Raw genomic sequence first — 15,076 nt, 5'->3', positions numbered from 1 at the left:
GTATGGTGTACGCTAGTTGTTCTCGTATGGCATACGAAAAGGAGTGGGGAATAGTGACGATTCTGGTCACGGGCGCCACCGGCAGCGTCGGCCGCCTGGTCGTCGACGAGCTGGTGGCACTGGGGGCGCCGGTGCGGGCGCTGACCGTGAACCCGGAGAAGGCGGCGCTGCCGGCGGGGGTGGACGTGGTCACCGGTTACCTCGGCCGTCCCGAGACGCTGCCCGCCGCGCTCAAGGGGGTCGACACGGTGTACCTGGCGCCCCTGCCGGACACGGTGCGGGAGTTCACCGAGCTGGCGCGCGAGGCGGGCGTGGGCCGTGTCGTGGCGTTGTCCGGGAGCAACGCCGACGAAGAGGAACGTGAAGGCTCCAGCGGAGCGCACTACATCAAGGTCGAACGCGCGGTGGAGGCGGCGGGCTTCGACTGGACCTTCCTGCGTCCCGGCGTGTTCGCCAACAACACACTGGGCTGGGCCGACGAGATCCGCGCCAGCCGCACGGTCAGCGCCGCCTATCCCGACGCCGCGCAGACCCCGATCGACCTGCGCGACATCGCCAAGGTCGCGGCCAAGGTGCTCACCGAAAGCGGGCACACCGGCCGCAAGATCACCCTCAGCGGGCCCGAGTCGATCACCCAGGCCGGGCAGGTCGCCGCGATCGGCGCGGCGCTCGGCACCGAGATCGAGTTCAACGAGCTGACCAGGGCAGAACACCGCCGGCTCTGGGTCGACTACGGCATTCCCGGCGAAGTGGCCGACTGGCTGCTCGACGGCTTCGCTGAAGCCACCGAACACCCCCAGATCCCCGAGCCCGGCTACGAGGAACTGATGGGCGAACCGGGCACCACCTTCCAGCAGTGGGCCCTCGACAACGTGGAGGCCTTCCGCTGATGCACCGGATCGACCACATCCGGATCACCGGGGCCAGGGAGAACAACCTCAAGAACGTCTCGCTGAGCATTCCGAAGCGGCAGATCACCGTGTTCACCGGGGTGTCCGGCTCCGGCAAGTCCTCCATGGTGTTCGACACCATCGCCGCCGAGGCCCAGCGCCAGCTCAACGAGACCTTCACCGCGTTCGCGCGGAACTTCCTGCCCAGCTACGGCCAGCCGGACCTCGACGAGATCGACAACATCTCGGCCGCGGTCATCATCGACCAGAAGCGCCTCGGCGGGAACTCGCGCTCCACCGTCGGCACCATCACCGACATCAACCCGTTGCTGCGCCTGCTGTTCTCGCGAGCCGGGCAGCCACACGCCGGCTACTCCAACGCGTTCTCCTTCAACGACCCGCAGGGCATGTGCCCGGAGTGCGAGGGCCTCGGCCGGTCCGTGCAGCTGGACCTGGACAAGTTCCTCGACCGGTCGAAGTCGCTGAACGAGGGTGCGGTCCAGCACCCCGACTTCGCCGTCGGGGGCTGGGTGCTGGGCACCTACACCGGGTCGGGCTTCTTCGACAACGACAAGCCGCTGGCCGACTACGACGAAGCCGAGTGGCAGCAGCTGCTGCACGGCGAGGGCAAGCTGGTCATGCAGTGGCAGGGCGGGTCGATGAACGCCAGGTACGAGGGCCTGGTCGACCGGTTCACCCGGCTCTACATCAAGAAGGACGGCATGTCCGACCGCAACCGCGAGATCTTCCTGCGGTTCGTCACCTCGCGGGTGTGCCCGGTGTGCGAGGGCACGCGGCTGGCCAGGGCCGCGCTCGACAGCCGGATCGACGGCTACAACATCGCCGACTTCACCGCGATGGAAGCCGGTGAGCTGGTCACCGTGCTGGGCAAGCTGGAGGTGCCGACGGCGAAGACGGTGCTGGACAGCCTCATCGACCGGATCGGGAACCTGGTCGCCATCGGGCTGGGCTACCTCAGCCTCGACCGCGAGACCACCACGCTCTCCGGTGGCGAGTCGCAGCGGATCAAGATGGTGCGGCACCTGTCGAGCAGCCTCACCGAGATGATGTACATCTTCGACGAGCCCAGCGTCGGGCTGCACGCGCGTGACGTGCACCGGCTCAAGGAACTGCTGGTCAAGCTGCGGGACAAGGGGAACACCGTGCTCGTGGTGGAGCACGACCCCGACGTGATCGCGATCGCCGACCACGTGGTGGACATGGGCCCGTACGCCGGAGCACGCGGCGGCGAGGTGGTGTTCGAGGGCAGCGTCGCCGAACTGGCCGAGGCGGACACGCTCACCGGGCGGTTCCTGCGCAACCGGCTGCCGCTGAAGACCGCGCCGCGGCAGCCGTCCGGCTGGTACACGGTGGAGCACGCGACCAGCCACAACCTCAAGGACGTCACGGTGAAGTTCCCCGCCGGGGTGCTCACCGTGGTCACCGGGGTCGCGGGCTCGGGCAAGAGCTCCCTGGTCAACGACGCCTTCCTGGCCGAGTACCCGGACGCCATCGTGATCGACCAGGCCGCGGTCGGCACCTCGCGGCGGTCCAACACCGCCACCTACACCGGCCTGCTCGACGGCATCCGGAAGCTGTTCGCCAAGGCCAACGGCGTCAGTCCCTCGCTGTTCAGCGCGAACTCGAAGGGCGCGTGCGAGAACTGCCAGGGCCTCGGCGTGATCTACACCGACCTGGCGTTCATGGACGGGCTCAAGTCGGTGTGCGAGATCTGCGACGGGCGGCGGTTCTCCGACGACGTGCTCGAGCACAAGCTGCGTGGCCGGTCGATCAGCGACGTGCTGGAGATGACCGCGGCCGAGGCGGTCGAGTTCTTCACCGAGAAGAAGCTGCGTGAGGTGCTGCGCGCGGTCAACGACGTCGGGCTCGACTACCTGAAGCTGGGACAGCCGCTGAGCACGCTGTCCGGCGGCGAGTGCCAGCGCATCAAGCTCGCCACCGAACTGCACAAGGCGGGCTCGATCTACGTGATGGACGAGCCGACCACCGGGCTGCACATGTCCGACGTCGGGCACCTGCTGGAGATCATGGAACGGCTGGTCGCCCAAGGGAACACGGTGATCGTGATCGAGCACAACCTGGACGTGATCCGCAACGCCGACTGGATCATCGACCTCGGCCCGGAAGGCGGCAGCGGGGGCGGGACCGTGTTGTTCGAAGGCCCGCCCGCGGACCTGCTCGAGGCCACCGGCTCCTACACCGCGGACTTCCTGCGGCAGGACCTGGCTTCGTGATGTAGGTCAGGGACAGTCCTAGAGGGGTGGCAGGCTGAGCGTCATGACCGACGCGAAGCCTGCCACCGCTCGGCTGCTCAGCCTGCTGTCCCTGCTGCAGACCCCGCGCGAATGGCCGGGCAGCGAACTGGCCGCGCGCCTCGGCGTCAGCCCGCGCACCATCCGCCGTGACGTCGACCGGCTGCGCGACCTCGGTTACCCGGTCGAAGCCAGCATGGGCGCCGAGGGCGGCTACCGGCTGGTCGCCGGCGCGGCCATGCCGCCACTGTTGCTGGACGACGAAGAGGCCGTCGCCATCGCGTTCGGCCTGCGCACCGCGGCGGGCAACGCGATCGCCGGCATCGAAGAGGCCTCGGTGCGCGCGCTGACCAAGCTCGAACAGGTGCTGCCCTCACGGCTGCGCTACCGCGTCGGCGCGCTCAGCGGTGCCACCGTGCCCGCGCTGACCCCAGGCACGCAGACCGTCGACCCGGCGGTCCTGACCGTGATCGCCGCGGCCATCGCCAACCGCGAACGGCTGCGCTTCACCTACGTCACCAACGAAGGCACCGAAGCCAAGCGCCACACCGAACCCCACCGGCTCGTCTCCGCCGGGCGCCGCTGGTACCTGGTCGCCTTCGACCTCGACCGCGACGACTGGCGCATCTACCGCGCCGACCGCGTCCGCGACCCGCTCGGCACCGGCGCCCGCGCCCAGCCCCGCGAACTGCCCGCCGAGGACGCCGCCACCTACCTCACCAGCAAGATGTACTCGCTCGTGCCGACCTACGAAGCCGAAGCGACCCTGCACCTGCCGATCGAGCAGGCCCGCGCCCGCCTCGGTGACGCCGCCGACCACCTCGAAGCCATCGACGAGCACAGCTGCCGCCTGCACGGTTACGGCGACACCCTGGACTGGCTGGCCTCCCGGCTGGTCATGCTCGGCTGCGAGTTCGAAGTGCACGGCCCGCCCGAGCTGATCGACCACCTGAAGGAGCTCGCCGCCAGGGTCACCCGCGGGGTCGGTTGCCACGGCGAACCGGGCAGTGCTGTGATTTCCCCATGACGGCAACCGAAACCCACGCCGCGATCGAGGCGGTCTGGCGGATCGAGGCGGCCCGGCTGATCGCCGGGCTGGCCCGGCTGGTGCGCGACGTGGGCCAGGCCGAGGAACTGGCGCAGGACGCGCTGGTGGCCGCGCTCGAGCAGTGGCCGGAAAGCGGCGTGCCGCGCAATCCCGGCGCCTGGCTGATGACCATCGCCAAACGGCGTGCCATCGACCAGATCCGCCGCCGCGAAACCCTCGAGCGCAAGATCGAGGTGCTCGGCCACGACATGGAAACCGACGCGCCCAACGCGCCGGAGGACGCCGTGCTGCACGGCGAGGACATCGGCGACGACCTGCTGCGCCTGGTGTTCACCGCCTGCCACCCGATCCTGAACACCGAGGCCAGGGTCGCGCTCACGCTGCGCATGCTCGGCGGCCTGACCTCCAAGGAGATCGCCCGCGCCTTCCTCGCCTCCGAATCCACCGTGCAGCAGCGGATCGTGCGCGCCAAGCGCACCCTCGCCGAAGCCAAGGTGCCGTTCGAGGTCCCGGAGGAATCCGAGCGCGCCGAACGGCTCGCCTCGGTGCTCGAAGTGATCTACCTGATCTTCAACGAGGGCTACTCCGCCACCGCGGGCGACGACTGGATGCGGCCCGCGCTGTGCGAGGAAGCGCTGCGGCTCGGCCGCGTGCTCGCCGAGCTGACCCCGAAGGAACCCGAGGTGCACGGCCTGGTCGCGCTGATGGAGATCCAGGCCTCCCGCGCCCGCGCGCGCACCGGCCCGAACGGCGAGCCGGTGCTGCTGCTCGACCAGGACCGCACCCGCTGGGACCAGCTGCTCATCCGCCGCGGCCTCGACGCGCTGGAGCGAGCCGAATCCGCCGGTGCCCCGCTCGGGCCGTACGGGCTGCAAGCCGCGATCGTGGCCTGCCACGCCCGCGCCCGCACGGCCGAGGAAACCGACTGGCGACGCATCACCGAGCTGTACGACGAACTCGCGCGCATCTCCGGCTCACCGGTGGTCGAGCTGAACCGGGCCGTGGCCCACTCGATGGCCTTCGGCCCGGCCGCCGGGCTCGCCCTGGTCGACCCGCTGCTCTCGGAATCCTCGCTGAAGAGCTACCACCTGCTGCCGTCGGTCCGCGGTGACTTCCTGGCCAAGCTCGGCCGCTTCGACGAGGCCCGCGCCGAATTCGAACGCGCCGCGGGCATGACGAAGAACGAACGCGAGCGCACGCTGCTCACCGATCGCGCGGCGGCCTGCGCCAGGGGAGAGGCGCCCGCTTAACGACGGTGGTACTCGACCACGGCGTCGCCGTGGGCGTAGCGCTCGCCGGCGAATTCGTGCGGGAACTCCGGAGTCAGCGCGCTGGCTTCGTCCAGCTGCCGCAGCTCCTCCGGCTCCAGGTCGAGCAACCGCAGGTTGTCCACGAGCTGGGCTTCGTTGCGAATACCGACAATCGGAATGGTCAGCGCCCGGTGCTGCTGCGCACGCAGCCACGCCAGCGCCACCTGGCTCGCGCTCGCCCCACGCGCGTCGGCCACGGCGTTGAGCGCGTCCGCGATGGCCAGCTCACGCTCGGAGATCTCGCTCCCGGCGCGGCGGCCGTCGGCCGGGCGTTCCCGGTCCGAGCCGTAGCGGCCGGTCAGCAGCCCACCGCCGAGCGGCGCCCAGCCGGTCACCGCGAGGTCCAGGGCCTTCGCCATCGGCAGCAGCTCACGCTCGACCGTGCGCTCGACCAGGCTGTACGGGATCTGGATCGCCGAGAACGGGGTCAGCCCGCGTTCCTCGGCGATGGTCACCGCACGCGAGACCAGCCACGCCGGGGTGTCGGAAATCCCCAGGTAGAGCACCTTTCCGGAGCGGACGAGGTCGTCGAGCGCGGTCACCACCTCCTCGATCGGGGTGTAGCCGTCCCAGATGTGCACCCAGTACAGGTCGAGGTAGTCGGTGCCCAGCCGCTTCAGGCTCGCCTCGACCGCGCGGCGCAGGCTCTTGCGGTGCGTGCCGCCCGCGTTGGGGTCGCTCGGGTCGCTGCTCAGCCCGTACTTGGTGCCCAGCACCCAGCGGTCACGATCGGGCTTGATCAACTCGCCGACCACGCGCTCGCTTTCCCCGCCGGCGTACCGGTTCGCGGTGTCCAGGAAGTTGCCGCCCGCCTCGGCGAACCGCTTGAGGGCACCGTCGGCCTCGGCGGCCGTCGCCACCCCGAGGCCGGGGTAGCCGAACATCATCGTGCCCAGGCACAGCTCGGACACTCGCACGCCGCTGCGGCCGAGCAGGCGGTATCGCATGGTGGTCATGCGGTGATTATTCAAGCTTGACTATACGAGGTCAAGTGTCCACGGTCGTGTTCTTCGTGGTGGCGTCTAGTCCTGGTAGTCGCCGTTTTCCAGGCGGTCGGCGAACTCCGCGGCCCAGGTGGCTTCACCGTCGAGCTGGGCGGCCTCGAACCGGTAGCTCTCGGCGACATGACGCGGAATGGGCCCGCCCGCCAGGATCGAGCGGACCCCGGCGCGGATCGACTCCGCCCGCGCGCGCAGGTCCTCCGCGCGCTGCCGCATCGCTGGGGCCAGCTCGTCCGCCGGCAGGTGCGGGAAGAACGCCAGGCCCACCAGCAGCGGATGGTTCGGCACGCGGGTGTCCCACAGGTTCTCCCGCAGCAGCCGCTGGAACTCCTTCTCGCCGGCGTCGGTGAGCCGGTAGGTGGTGCGCTCGGGGCGCGCGCCCTGCCGGTCGGTCGCGACGACCTCGACCAGCTCCTCCTTCTCGAGGGACTTCAGCGCGTTGTAGATCGAGCCCGGCGCGACGTTGGCCCATTCGTCCGCACCCCACGACAGCAGCTCGCGGCGCAGGTCGTAGCCGTGCACCGGGCCGGTTTCGCGGAGCGCGCCGAGCACCAGCAGCCGCGTGGTCCCCGCCATCAGCCGTTCCGCCCGCTCATGCGCACAGATTACTCAGCGTCCCCGGCGCCGTTCGATCCGGAACTGTCGGTGCGGGGTGCTTCAGTTCGTCGTGAGGGTGACCAAACCACTTCGACGAAGGGGATCCCATGGGGGAGTACACAGCTTTGAACGGCACGCGGACCTGGTTCGACGTGCGCGGCGAGGGCGAGCCGGTGGTGCTGCTGCACGGCGGTTTCAGCGACAGCCGCGAGTTCACCGGCAACCTGGACGCGCTCAACGAGCACTTCCGCGTCCACCGGTTCGACCGCCGCGGCCACGGGCGCACCGCCGACGCGCCCGGCTCGATCACGCACCAGCGGATGACCGAGGACACCATCGCCTTCCTGGAGCAGGTGGTGCGCGGCCCGGCGCGGCTGGTCGGCTACAGCGACGGCGGGTTCATCGCGCTGCTGACCGCCCTGCGGCGCCCCGAGCTGGTCAGCGGGCTGGTGCTGATCAGCTCCGCGTTCGCCGCCGACGGGTTCATGATGCAGCCCGATCCCGACGGCGAGATGCCGCAGGAGGTGATCGACCACTACGCCGAGGTGTCCCCGGACGGCGCGGAGCACTTCCCTGTGGTGTTCCGGAAACTGACCGACCCGGCCAATCCCGACCCGTCCCGCACCGCCGAGGACCTGGGCCGGATCGAGTGCCAGACGCTGGTCGCCGCCGCGGACGACGACCTGGTCCACGCCGAGCACACCCTGGCCCTGTACCGGGGACTGCGCGAGGCCCAGCTGGCGGTGATCCCCGGCGCGTCCCACGCGATCCTGCACGACCAGCCCGAGCTGACCACGGCGGTGGTCACCCGGTTCCTCACCACCGAGCCGAAGCCGACGCTGATCCCGATCCGGCGTGCTCAGGCACTGGCGCCGTAGGCGATGGTCAGCGTTACGGCGGCCCCGGTGCAGGCGAAGGTGCGCAGATGATTCCACGCGGTCCAGCGGGGCAGGTAACGCTCCCGCCAGAAGGTCGTGCCCTCCGCGCTCTGGGCGTCCACCGCGTCCAGCGCGTTGTTCAGCGGCACGTTGAACACGCTGGTGACGGCGAACATGCCGAGCACCAGCAGCAGCGCGCCGCCGAGCCGCCACCCGCCGCCCGCCTGCGCGGAGAACGGCGTGACCACCACCAGGAACAGGCAGATCACCGTGGTGCCACCGAAAACCAGGCCGAACAGCGGGTTGAGGATCCGCCGGTTGACCCCCTGCATCGCGGTGATGCCCTGGGCCGGTGGCAGCGTGCCCAGCACCCGCATCATGAACGTGGAGAAGACGAAGAACAGGCCACCGTTGAGGCCCGCGCCGACGGCGGCGGCCAGGGTGAGTCCGGAAATCAGGGCGTCAGGCATGGTGGGCTCCTCGGAGGGCGCTGGGAAAGGAGAATTTCACAGTCGGCGGTAGGCGTGGGCGAGTTCGGGCACGAACTCCTCGAACCGGGTCGCGGTGGTGTTCCCGGTAGTGCGCGTGGCGGAGACCGTGCCGTCGCTGAACGCGGCCGTCATCTCCACGTGCAGGCGTGCCGCGTTCGCCGAAAAACCCGCCTGCCGCAGGGTTTCGGCCATTTCCGCGGCGGGCATCGGCACGTACGGCAGTTCGGGCATACCGAGCGCCTCGCCGAGGATCCGGGTCGCCTCGGCGTAGCTCAGGTCGCGCTCGCCGAGCAGTTCCCGCACCACCACTCCGGCCCAGTCCCGCTTGCGCAGGGCTTCGGCGGCGACCTCGGCGATGTCGCGGGCGGCGATCATCGGGATCTTCGCCTCCGGCGCCACCGAGTCGGCGTTGATCCCGGCCGTCTTGATCAGCCCGAGCGCGGCGTGGAAGTTCTCGAAGAACGACCCCGGCCGCAACAACAGCACGCTGGTGTTTTCCAGCGAACGCAGGCGCCGTTCCTGGGTGTGCAGGCTGGTGATGAAGCCGGTGCCCGACGGCCGGTCCGCGCCCACACTGCTCAGCGCGACAACATGCGGCACGCCGGTCCGGCGGATCGCCTCGACGATCGCCTCGCCCTTGCGGTCCTGCTCGGCGTGGTAGTCCTCGACCTCCGGGGAGGTGTGCAACAGCGTGTACGCCGCGTCCGCACCCCGGAAAGCCTCGGTGAGGAAGTCCGGGTCCGCCGCGTCGCCAACGGCCGGCTCGGCACCGGCGGCCCGCAGCGGCGCCAGCTTCTCCGCGGAACGGCCCACGGCCCGCACCGGCTCGCCTGCCGCCAGCAGCAGTTCGGTGACCTTGCCGCCGGTGTTCCCGGTCGCGCCCAGCACGGTGATCGTCATGGTGTCCTCCTGGATGGGTTCTTTGCTGTGCGTCCAACTATGGAGCGGTTCGGCTGGACAAACCATGACCGTGCATCGCGGTTTCCTGCTCGTTCGTCCAGGCGCCGTGGACGGACGGTTATCGCAGGCCGCATACTCGGCAACCATGAAGACGGGCGACATTCCGGCGCCGGCGGATCCACTCGGCGAAGCACTGCACTTCCTGCGGATGAGCGGTGCGTTCTACTGCCGGTCCGAACTCAGCGATCCCTGGCACGTGGCGATCCCGGCGATCCGCGACTGCCTGTGGTTCCACGTCGTGACCACGGGCAGCTGCACGCTGGGCGTCGAAGGCGCCGAGCCACGCGAACTGCGCCCCGGCGACCTCGCGCTGGTCCCGCACGGCCGCGGGCACACGCTCTGGACCGACGCCGCGCTGCCGCCGTCGGCGATCGAGAAGCTGCCGCACGAGTACGTCAGCGACCGGTACGCCGTCCTGCGGCACGGTGGTGGTGGCACGGTCGGCGGCATCATCTGCGGTGCGGTCCGGTTCGACCACCCGGCCGCGGCGAAGCTGCTCGAACTGCTGCCCCGGCTGATCCACGTGGCCGCCGCCGACTCACCGCACGGCGAATGGCTGCAGAGCAGCCTCCGGTTGATGATCGCCGAGGCCGCCCAGCCGCGCCCCGGCGGGGAAACGGTGATCACGCGGCTGTCGGACATCCTGGTCATCCAGGCGATCCGGTCATGGATGGAGACCGATCCGGTGGCGCGCACCGGCTGGCTCGGCGCCCTGCAGGACCGGCAGATCGGGCGCGCCATCTCGCTGATCCACCGCGACGCCGCGCGCGACTGGACCGTGGCGTCGCTGGCCGACGAGCTGGCCATGTCGCGCTCGGCGTTCGCCGCGCGCTTCACCGAGCTGGTCGGCGAACCGGCGATGCACTACGTGACGCGGTGGCGGATGAACGTCGCGCTGACCAGCCTGCGTGAGGAGGGAGCCACCGTCGCCGAACTGGCGGGCAAGCTCGGCTACCAGTCCGAGGCGGCGTTCAGCCGGGCGTTCAAGCGCGTGGTCGGGGTGTCGCCGGGATCGGTGCGCAATCGCGGACCAAGTAGGACCGAAGCTGACCTACTTGCCTTCTAGCTTGGTGTCAGTCCGAACGACACCGAGGAGCGCAGCCATGACCAGCAAGACCGCCGCCGTGAACGGGGTTCCCGCCGGGTACACCGCCGTCACCCCGTGGATCATCTCGCCCGACACCGGCAAGCTGATCGAGTTCGCCACCGCGGCCTTCGGTGCCGAGGAGTTGTTCCGCGTCGCCGACGAGCACGGCTACATCGGGCACGCCGAGTTCAAAATCGGCGACGCCATCGTGATGGCCTTCGACAAGCGGCCCGACTGGCCGGACACGCCCGCGTTCCTGCGCCTGTACGTGGCCGACTGCGACGCCACCTACGAGCGCGCGCTCGCGGCGGGCGGGCGGTCGTTCACCCGGCCGACCACCGCGCCCTTCGGCGACCGGGTGTGCCGGGTGCTCGACCCGTTCGGCAATCTCTGGTGGGTGCACACCCGCGTGGAGGACGTGGACCCGGCCGAGCTCGAGCGCCGCGCCGCCGACCCGGAATGGGTGGCGGCGATGGAGTACCTGCAGAGCGCGAACCTCGCCGAACGCGGAAGGTGATCGCCCGCGTTCGGTCCTAGCTTGCCGCCATGACCGACACCCAGCCACACCCGTTCCGCATCGACGTCCCGGAGGCCGCGCTGGACGACCTCCGGGCCAGGCTGGCGGCCGCGCGCCTGCCCGACCAGCTGCCCGGCACCGGCTGGACGTACGGCGTGCCGCTGGAGAGGCTCACCGAACTCGCCGAGTACTGGCGGACCGGGTACGACTGGCGGCGGCACGAACGCGAACTCAACCGGTTCGACCAGTTCACCACCACCATCGACGGCCAGCGCGTGCACTTCTTCCACGTCCGGTCCCCGGAACCCGGCGCGCTGCCGCTGCTGCTGACCCACGGCTGGCCCGCCTCGGGCGCCGAGTTCGCCGAGCTGATCGGCCCGCTGACCGATCCCCGCGCGCACGGCGGTGATCCCGCCGACGCCTTCCACGTGGTGGTGCCGTCGATCCCCGGATACGGCTTTTCCGGGCCCACCACCGAAACCGGCTGGGACGTCACCCGCATCGCGCGGGCGTGGGCCGAGCTGATGCGACGCCTCGGCTACCACCGCTACGGCGCGCACGGCGGCGACTGGGGTGCGCGGATCTCCCCGGAACTGGCGCGCCTCGACGGCGAGCACGTGATGGGCCTGCACCTCAACGCGTTTGTCGCCTTCCCCGACAACGACATCGACGGCCTGACCGAACACGAACGGCAGGTCGCCGACGGACTGTCCAATTGGGACGGTGAGCGGACCGGTTACGCGCAGATTCAGGCCACCAGGCCGCAGACCCTGGCCTACGGCCTGGTCGACTCACCGACCGGCCTGCTCGCCTGGGACACCGAATGGTTCGACGCCTACGGTGACGACGTCGGCGGCATCAGCGCGGACCGGATCCTCACCATGGTCACCATCACCTGGCTCACCGGCACCGCTGGTTCCTCCGCGCGCCTCTACCGCGAAGGCGCCGCGAACTGGGCGCCGGACAAGCCGTTCTGCCCGGTGCCGACCGGGATCGCGGTGTTCCCCGGCGACGCCACCATCCGCCGGTTCGCCGAACGCGAGCACCGGGTCGTGCACTTCACCGAGTTCGACCGCGGCGGTCACTTCGCCGCGCTGCAGGTGCCGGACCTGCTCACCGGCGACCTCCGCGCGTTCTTCCGGGGCCTGCGATGATCACCGGGCCCGCTCGAACCAGCGGACCGGCCACACCACGCCGTAGACCTCCCGCACGGTGGGCATGTCCGCCAGCGGCTGGAAGCCCGCGTTCTCGGCGACCCGCTGCGAAGCGAGGTTCTCCGCGTGGGTGTACAGCCGCAGTTCGGTGATCGGCCACTGGTCCAGGGCGCGGGTGCACAGCTCCCGCAGCCCCCGCGTCGCCACCCCGCGACCGCGGGCGCCGGCGGCGACCCAGTAGCTGACCACCGCGGTGCTGCCGTTGCGCAGCGCGGCGAAATTGGCCAGGCGTTGCCCGGTTTCGGCGTCCACCGCGACAAAACCGAGCTCGTCGTCGGAGTTGTCGAGCCGGTCCAGTGCTTCGCGGAACTGCCCGGCGGTCAGCGTGGCGCGCTCGGTGGTGTAGCGCAGGATTCCGGGGTCGGTGACCTGGCGGACGTACCAGTCGGCGTCGTCGGCCGTCCACGACCGGAAGGCGATTTCAGCGGGCACGGGCGCTCCGGTCGTCGGTTCAGTAAGCTGATCGATCGATGACCCTAGTACTGCCAGGGCGGCTTCAAGCCTGTTTTGTGGTGGAAGCGGAAAAATTCGCCTGGTGGGGGGTTGACAATCCCGCGGCCGATGCGTCTTCGGCCGGGTTGCCCGGCGGGGAACCGGTGAGCCTGCGGGTCGCGCTCCCGGTGGCGGGTGAGGTGGTGCCCGCCGAGGTTCCCGCGATCCTGGTCGAACCGGAACCGGCGATCAGCGCACTGGCCGAGTGGTCGGCACCCGCCGACGCCGGGGCCTCGGTGCACGCGTGGTCCCGGATCGCCTCCGCGTTGCGCCGCGGTGTGCCGGTGGACGAACCGGAGCTGCCGACCGCCGGGCACGCTGCGCTCGGCCTGGACGGCACCACCATCTGGTCGGCACGCGCCACCATCGAAGCCGCGCGGCGCACCATCGGCAGCGACAATCTCGGCGGCAGCGGTAGCAGCGGCGGTGCCGGTGGCAGTACCGCTGGCTGCGGTGGCGGCAGCGGCAGACCGGGTGGCAGCGTTGGCGGAGGTGCCGCCGGGGCCACGGCGGGTGGCATCGTGCTGCGGCCCTACCAGCGGGCCGGGGTCGCCTGGTTGCAAGGGGCCGACGGCGGCGGTGTGCTTGCCGACGAAATGGGGCTCGGCAAGACCGTGCAGGCCATCGCGCTCCTCGCCGCCCGTCCTGGCGGGCCGCACCTGGTGGTCTGCCCGACCTCCCTGCTGGGCAACTGGACACGCGAACTCGCCCGGTTCGCGCCCGGCCTCACCTCCGTCGAGCTGACCAGCTACGGCAAGCTGCGCGCCGACGCCGAGCGGTTCGCCGCGACTGCGTGGGACGTGGTGGTGCTCGACGAAGCACAGCAGATCAAGAACCCCGACTCGCAGACCGCGCGAGCCGCGCGCACGCTCGACGCCCGGCTGCGCGTCGCGATGACCGGCACCCCGGTGGAGAACCGGCTCGACGAGCTGTGGTCGCTGCTCGCGTTCACCAATCCCGGCCTGCTCGGCACGCGCGCCCGGTTCCGCCGCCGGTTCGCCACCGCGGTGGAACAGCGGCGGTCCGACGCGGCCGCGGCGCGCCTGCACGAGATCGTCGGGCCGCACATCCTGCGCCGCCGCAAGCGCGACGTCGCCCCGGAACTGCCGCCCAAGCTGGAGGTCACCGTGGTCTGCCAGCTGACCGCCGAGCAGGAACGGCTCTACCGCGCCGCCATGGACAGCGCCTTCGGCAGCGGGCTCGGCTCCGGCATCGAGCGACGCGGCCGGATCCTGGCCCTGCTCACCCGGCTCAAGCAGCTCTGCAACCACCCCGAACCGGGCGCCGGCCAGCTCGGCGGCCGGTCCGGCAAGCTCGACCGCGTCACCGAGATGCTCACCGAGATCGCGGACAACGGCGACCGCGCGCTGGTGTTCACCCAGTACCGCGAAACCGGGGAAATGCTGGCCCGGCACCTCGGCGCGCCGTTCCTGCACGGCGGGCTGTCCATCGCCGCGCGGGAACGGCTGATCCACCAGTTCCAGGAGGACGACGACAGCCCGCCGGTGCTGGTGCTGAGCCTGCGCGCGGCCGGGTTCGGCCTCAACCTGACCCGCGCCACGCACGTGGTGCACTACGACCGGTGGTGGAACCCGGCGGTCGAGGACCAGGCCAGCGACCGCGCCCACCGCATCGGCCAGACCCGCGCGGTCACCGTGCACACGCTGCTCACCGAACGCACGCTGGAGGAGACGATCGCCGAGCTGCACGCCGGGAAACGCGACCTGGCCGGGATCGCCACCGGGGAAACACGCACCATCGAAAACGACCTGGCCAAGCTCTCCGACGAACGCCTGCGCGAGGTCCTGGAACCGGGAGCGCGCCGGTGAACGGCGAATTCGGCACCACCGCCTGGGGCCGCGACTGGGTGCGCCTGGCCGAGCCGACCTCGGTGACCCGCCCGGACTCACGCCTGCCCAAAGCGCGTTCGCTGGCGCGGCGCGAGCAGGTGCACGAGGTCGCACTGGCACCGGGAACCGTCACCGCCACGGTCGACGGGCACCACGTGCGCCTCAGCGTTCCGTTGTGGGACAACAACATCCTCCACTCGGCAAGCGAGAAGCTGCACGGCGACGACCTGCCCGACGCCGCCCACGCCGACCTGCCACCCATGGGGGAGATCCGCGCGGACTGCGACTGCACGCAGCGCCGGAACCCCTGCCTGCACGCGCTGGCCACCTTCTACGAGGTCGCGCGGCGGCTGGACGAACGCCCGCGCCTGGCGCTGGTGCTGCGCGGCCTGACCACCACGGCCCCGGCACGCAACGCCACCCGCATCCCGCTCGGCCTGCTCGATCCGGCCACCTTCTACGGCTGAG

At 70.7% G+C, this 15,076-nt stretch carries 15 protein-coding genes; 10 read left to right on the top strand and 5 right to left on the bottom strand.

Annotated elements, in window-relative coordinates; genetic code table 11:
- Positions 1–53: 53 nt before the first annotated feature.
- Genes A4R43_RS08940 through A4R43_RS08925 form a run of 4 tightly spaced genes read left to right on the top strand, consistent with a single transcriptional unit; the run spans position 54 to position 5,461 of the window.
- Positions 54–890, top strand: coding sequence for an NAD(P)H-binding protein (locus A4R43_RS08940; protein WP_113691891.1), 837 nt, complete (start codon positions 54–56; stop codon positions 888–890).
- Positions 890–3,145 carry an ATP-binding cassette domain-containing protein gene (locus A4R43_RS08935; RefSeq protein ID WP_113691890.1) on the top strand — a complete coding sequence of 752 codons (2,256 nt, stop codon included), beginning with the start codon at positions 890–892 and terminating at the stop codon, positions 3,143–3,145. Before A4R43_RS08940 ends, A4R43_RS08935 begins: the two co-directional genes overlap by 1 nt.
- A gap of 43 nt (positions 3,146–3,188) precedes the next feature.
- Positions 3,189–4,190 carry a helix-turn-helix transcriptional regulator gene (locus tag A4R43_RS08930; protein WP_113691889.1) on the top strand — a complete coding sequence of 334 codons (1,002 nt, stop codon included), beginning with the start codon at positions 3,189–3,191 and terminating at the stop codon, positions 4,188–4,190.
- Positions 4,187–5,461 carry an RNA polymerase sigma factor gene (locus A4R43_RS08925; protein ID WP_113691888.1) on the top strand — a complete coding sequence of 425 codons (1,275 nt, stop codon included), beginning with the start codon at positions 4,187–4,189 and terminating at the stop codon, positions 5,459–5,461. The genes A4R43_RS08930 and A4R43_RS08925 overlap by 4 nt, the downstream gene beginning before the upstream one ends.
- Here A4R43_RS08925 and A4R43_RS08920 read toward each other — a convergent pair.
- Both A4R43_RS08920 and A4R43_RS08915 read right to left on the bottom strand, forming a co-directional pair.
- Positions 5,458–6,477: an aldo/keto reductase gene (locus tag A4R43_RS08920; protein ID WP_113691887.1), complete on the bottom strand. Its 1,020-nt coding sequence runs from the start codon at positions 6,475–6,477 to the stop codon at positions 5,458–5,460. The genes A4R43_RS08925 and A4R43_RS08920 overlap by 4 nt on opposite strands.
- A 66-nt stretch (positions 6,478–6,543) precedes the next feature.
- Entirely contained in the window at positions 6,544–7,098 is a 555-nt protein-coding gene (locus tag A4R43_RS08915) for a PadR family transcriptional regulator (RefSeq protein ID WP_113691886.1), read from the bottom strand.
- A gap of 128 nt (positions 7,099–7,226) precedes the next feature.
- Here A4R43_RS08915 and A4R43_RS08910 point away from each other — a divergent pair, with 128 nt between their 5' ends.
- Positions 7,227–7,997, top strand: a complete 771-nt coding sequence (locus A4R43_RS08910) for an alpha/beta fold hydrolase (protein WP_113691885.1) — start codon at positions 7,227–7,229, stop codon at positions 7,995–7,997.
- On the opposite strand, the gene A4R43_RS08905 is transcribed toward A4R43_RS08910, so the two are convergent.
- Both A4R43_RS08905 and A4R43_RS08900 read right to left on the bottom strand, forming a co-directional pair.
- Positions 7,979–8,467 (bottom strand): anthrone oxygenase family protein, encoded by a 489-nt coding sequence (locus tag A4R43_RS08905; protein WP_113691884.1) that lies wholly within the window; start codon positions 8,465–8,467, stop codon positions 7,979–7,981. The two genes, A4R43_RS08910 and A4R43_RS08905, sit on opposite strands and share 19 nt — an antisense overlap.
- Positions 8,468–8,503: 36 nt before the next feature.
- Entirely contained in the window at positions 8,504–9,388 is an 885-nt protein-coding gene (locus A4R43_RS08900; protein WP_113691883.1) for an NmrA family NAD(P)-binding protein, read from the bottom strand.
- 145 nt (positions 9,389–9,533) lie between these two features.
- Here A4R43_RS08900 and A4R43_RS08895 point away from each other — a divergent pair, with 145 nt between their 5' ends.
- Genes A4R43_RS08895 through A4R43_RS08885 form a run of 3 tightly spaced genes read left to right on the top strand, consistent with a single transcriptional unit; the run spans position 9,534 to position 12,206 of the window.
- Positions 9,534–10,514 carry an AraC family transcriptional regulator gene (locus tag A4R43_RS08895; protein ID WP_113691882.1) on the top strand — a complete coding sequence of 327 codons (981 nt, stop codon included), beginning with the start codon at positions 9,534–9,536 and terminating at the stop codon, positions 10,512–10,514.
- A gap of 37 nt (positions 10,515–10,551) precedes the next feature.
- Positions 10,552–11,052, top strand: coding sequence for a VOC family protein (locus A4R43_RS08890; protein ID WP_113691881.1), 501 nt, complete (start codon positions 10,552–10,554; stop codon positions 11,050–11,052).
- Between the two features lie 29 nt (positions 11,053–11,081).
- On the top strand, positions 11,082–12,206 hold the full coding sequence (locus tag A4R43_RS08885; RefSeq protein WP_113691880.1) for an epoxide hydrolase family protein: 1,125 nt from the start codon (positions 11,082–11,084) through the stop codon (positions 12,204–12,206).
- Here the strand turns inward: A4R43_RS08885 and A4R43_RS08880 are convergent, their stop codons facing one another.
- Entirely contained in the window at positions 12,207–12,698 is a 492-nt protein-coding gene (locus tag A4R43_RS08880; RefSeq protein ID WP_162788381.1) for a GNAT family N-acetyltransferase, read from the bottom strand.
- Positions 12,699–12,862: 164 nt separating this feature from the next.
- Here A4R43_RS08880 and A4R43_RS08875 point away from each other — a divergent pair, with 164 nt between their 5' ends.
- Together A4R43_RS08875 and A4R43_RS08870 are read left to right on the top strand one after the other, a co-directional pair.
- On the top strand, positions 12,863–14,587 hold the full coding sequence (locus A4R43_RS08875) for a DEAD/DEAH box helicase (RefSeq protein WP_236808854.1): 1,725 nt from the start codon (positions 12,863–12,865) through the stop codon (positions 14,585–14,587).
- Positions 14,584–15,075: a hypothetical protein gene (locus A4R43_RS08870; RefSeq protein WP_113691877.1), complete on the top strand. Its 492-nt coding sequence runs from the start codon at positions 14,584–14,586 to the stop codon at positions 15,073–15,075. Before A4R43_RS08875 ends, A4R43_RS08870 begins: the two co-directional genes overlap by 4 nt.
- Position 15,076: the final 1 nt, after the last annotated feature.

Origin of the sequence: Amycolatopsis albispora (assembly GCF_003312875.1) — a bacterium.
Lineage (GTDB): Bacteria > Actinomycetota > Actinomycetes > Mycobacteriales > Pseudonocardiaceae > Amycolatopsis > Amycolatopsis albispora.
This window is presented reverse-complemented; position numbering and strand designations above follow the sequence as displayed.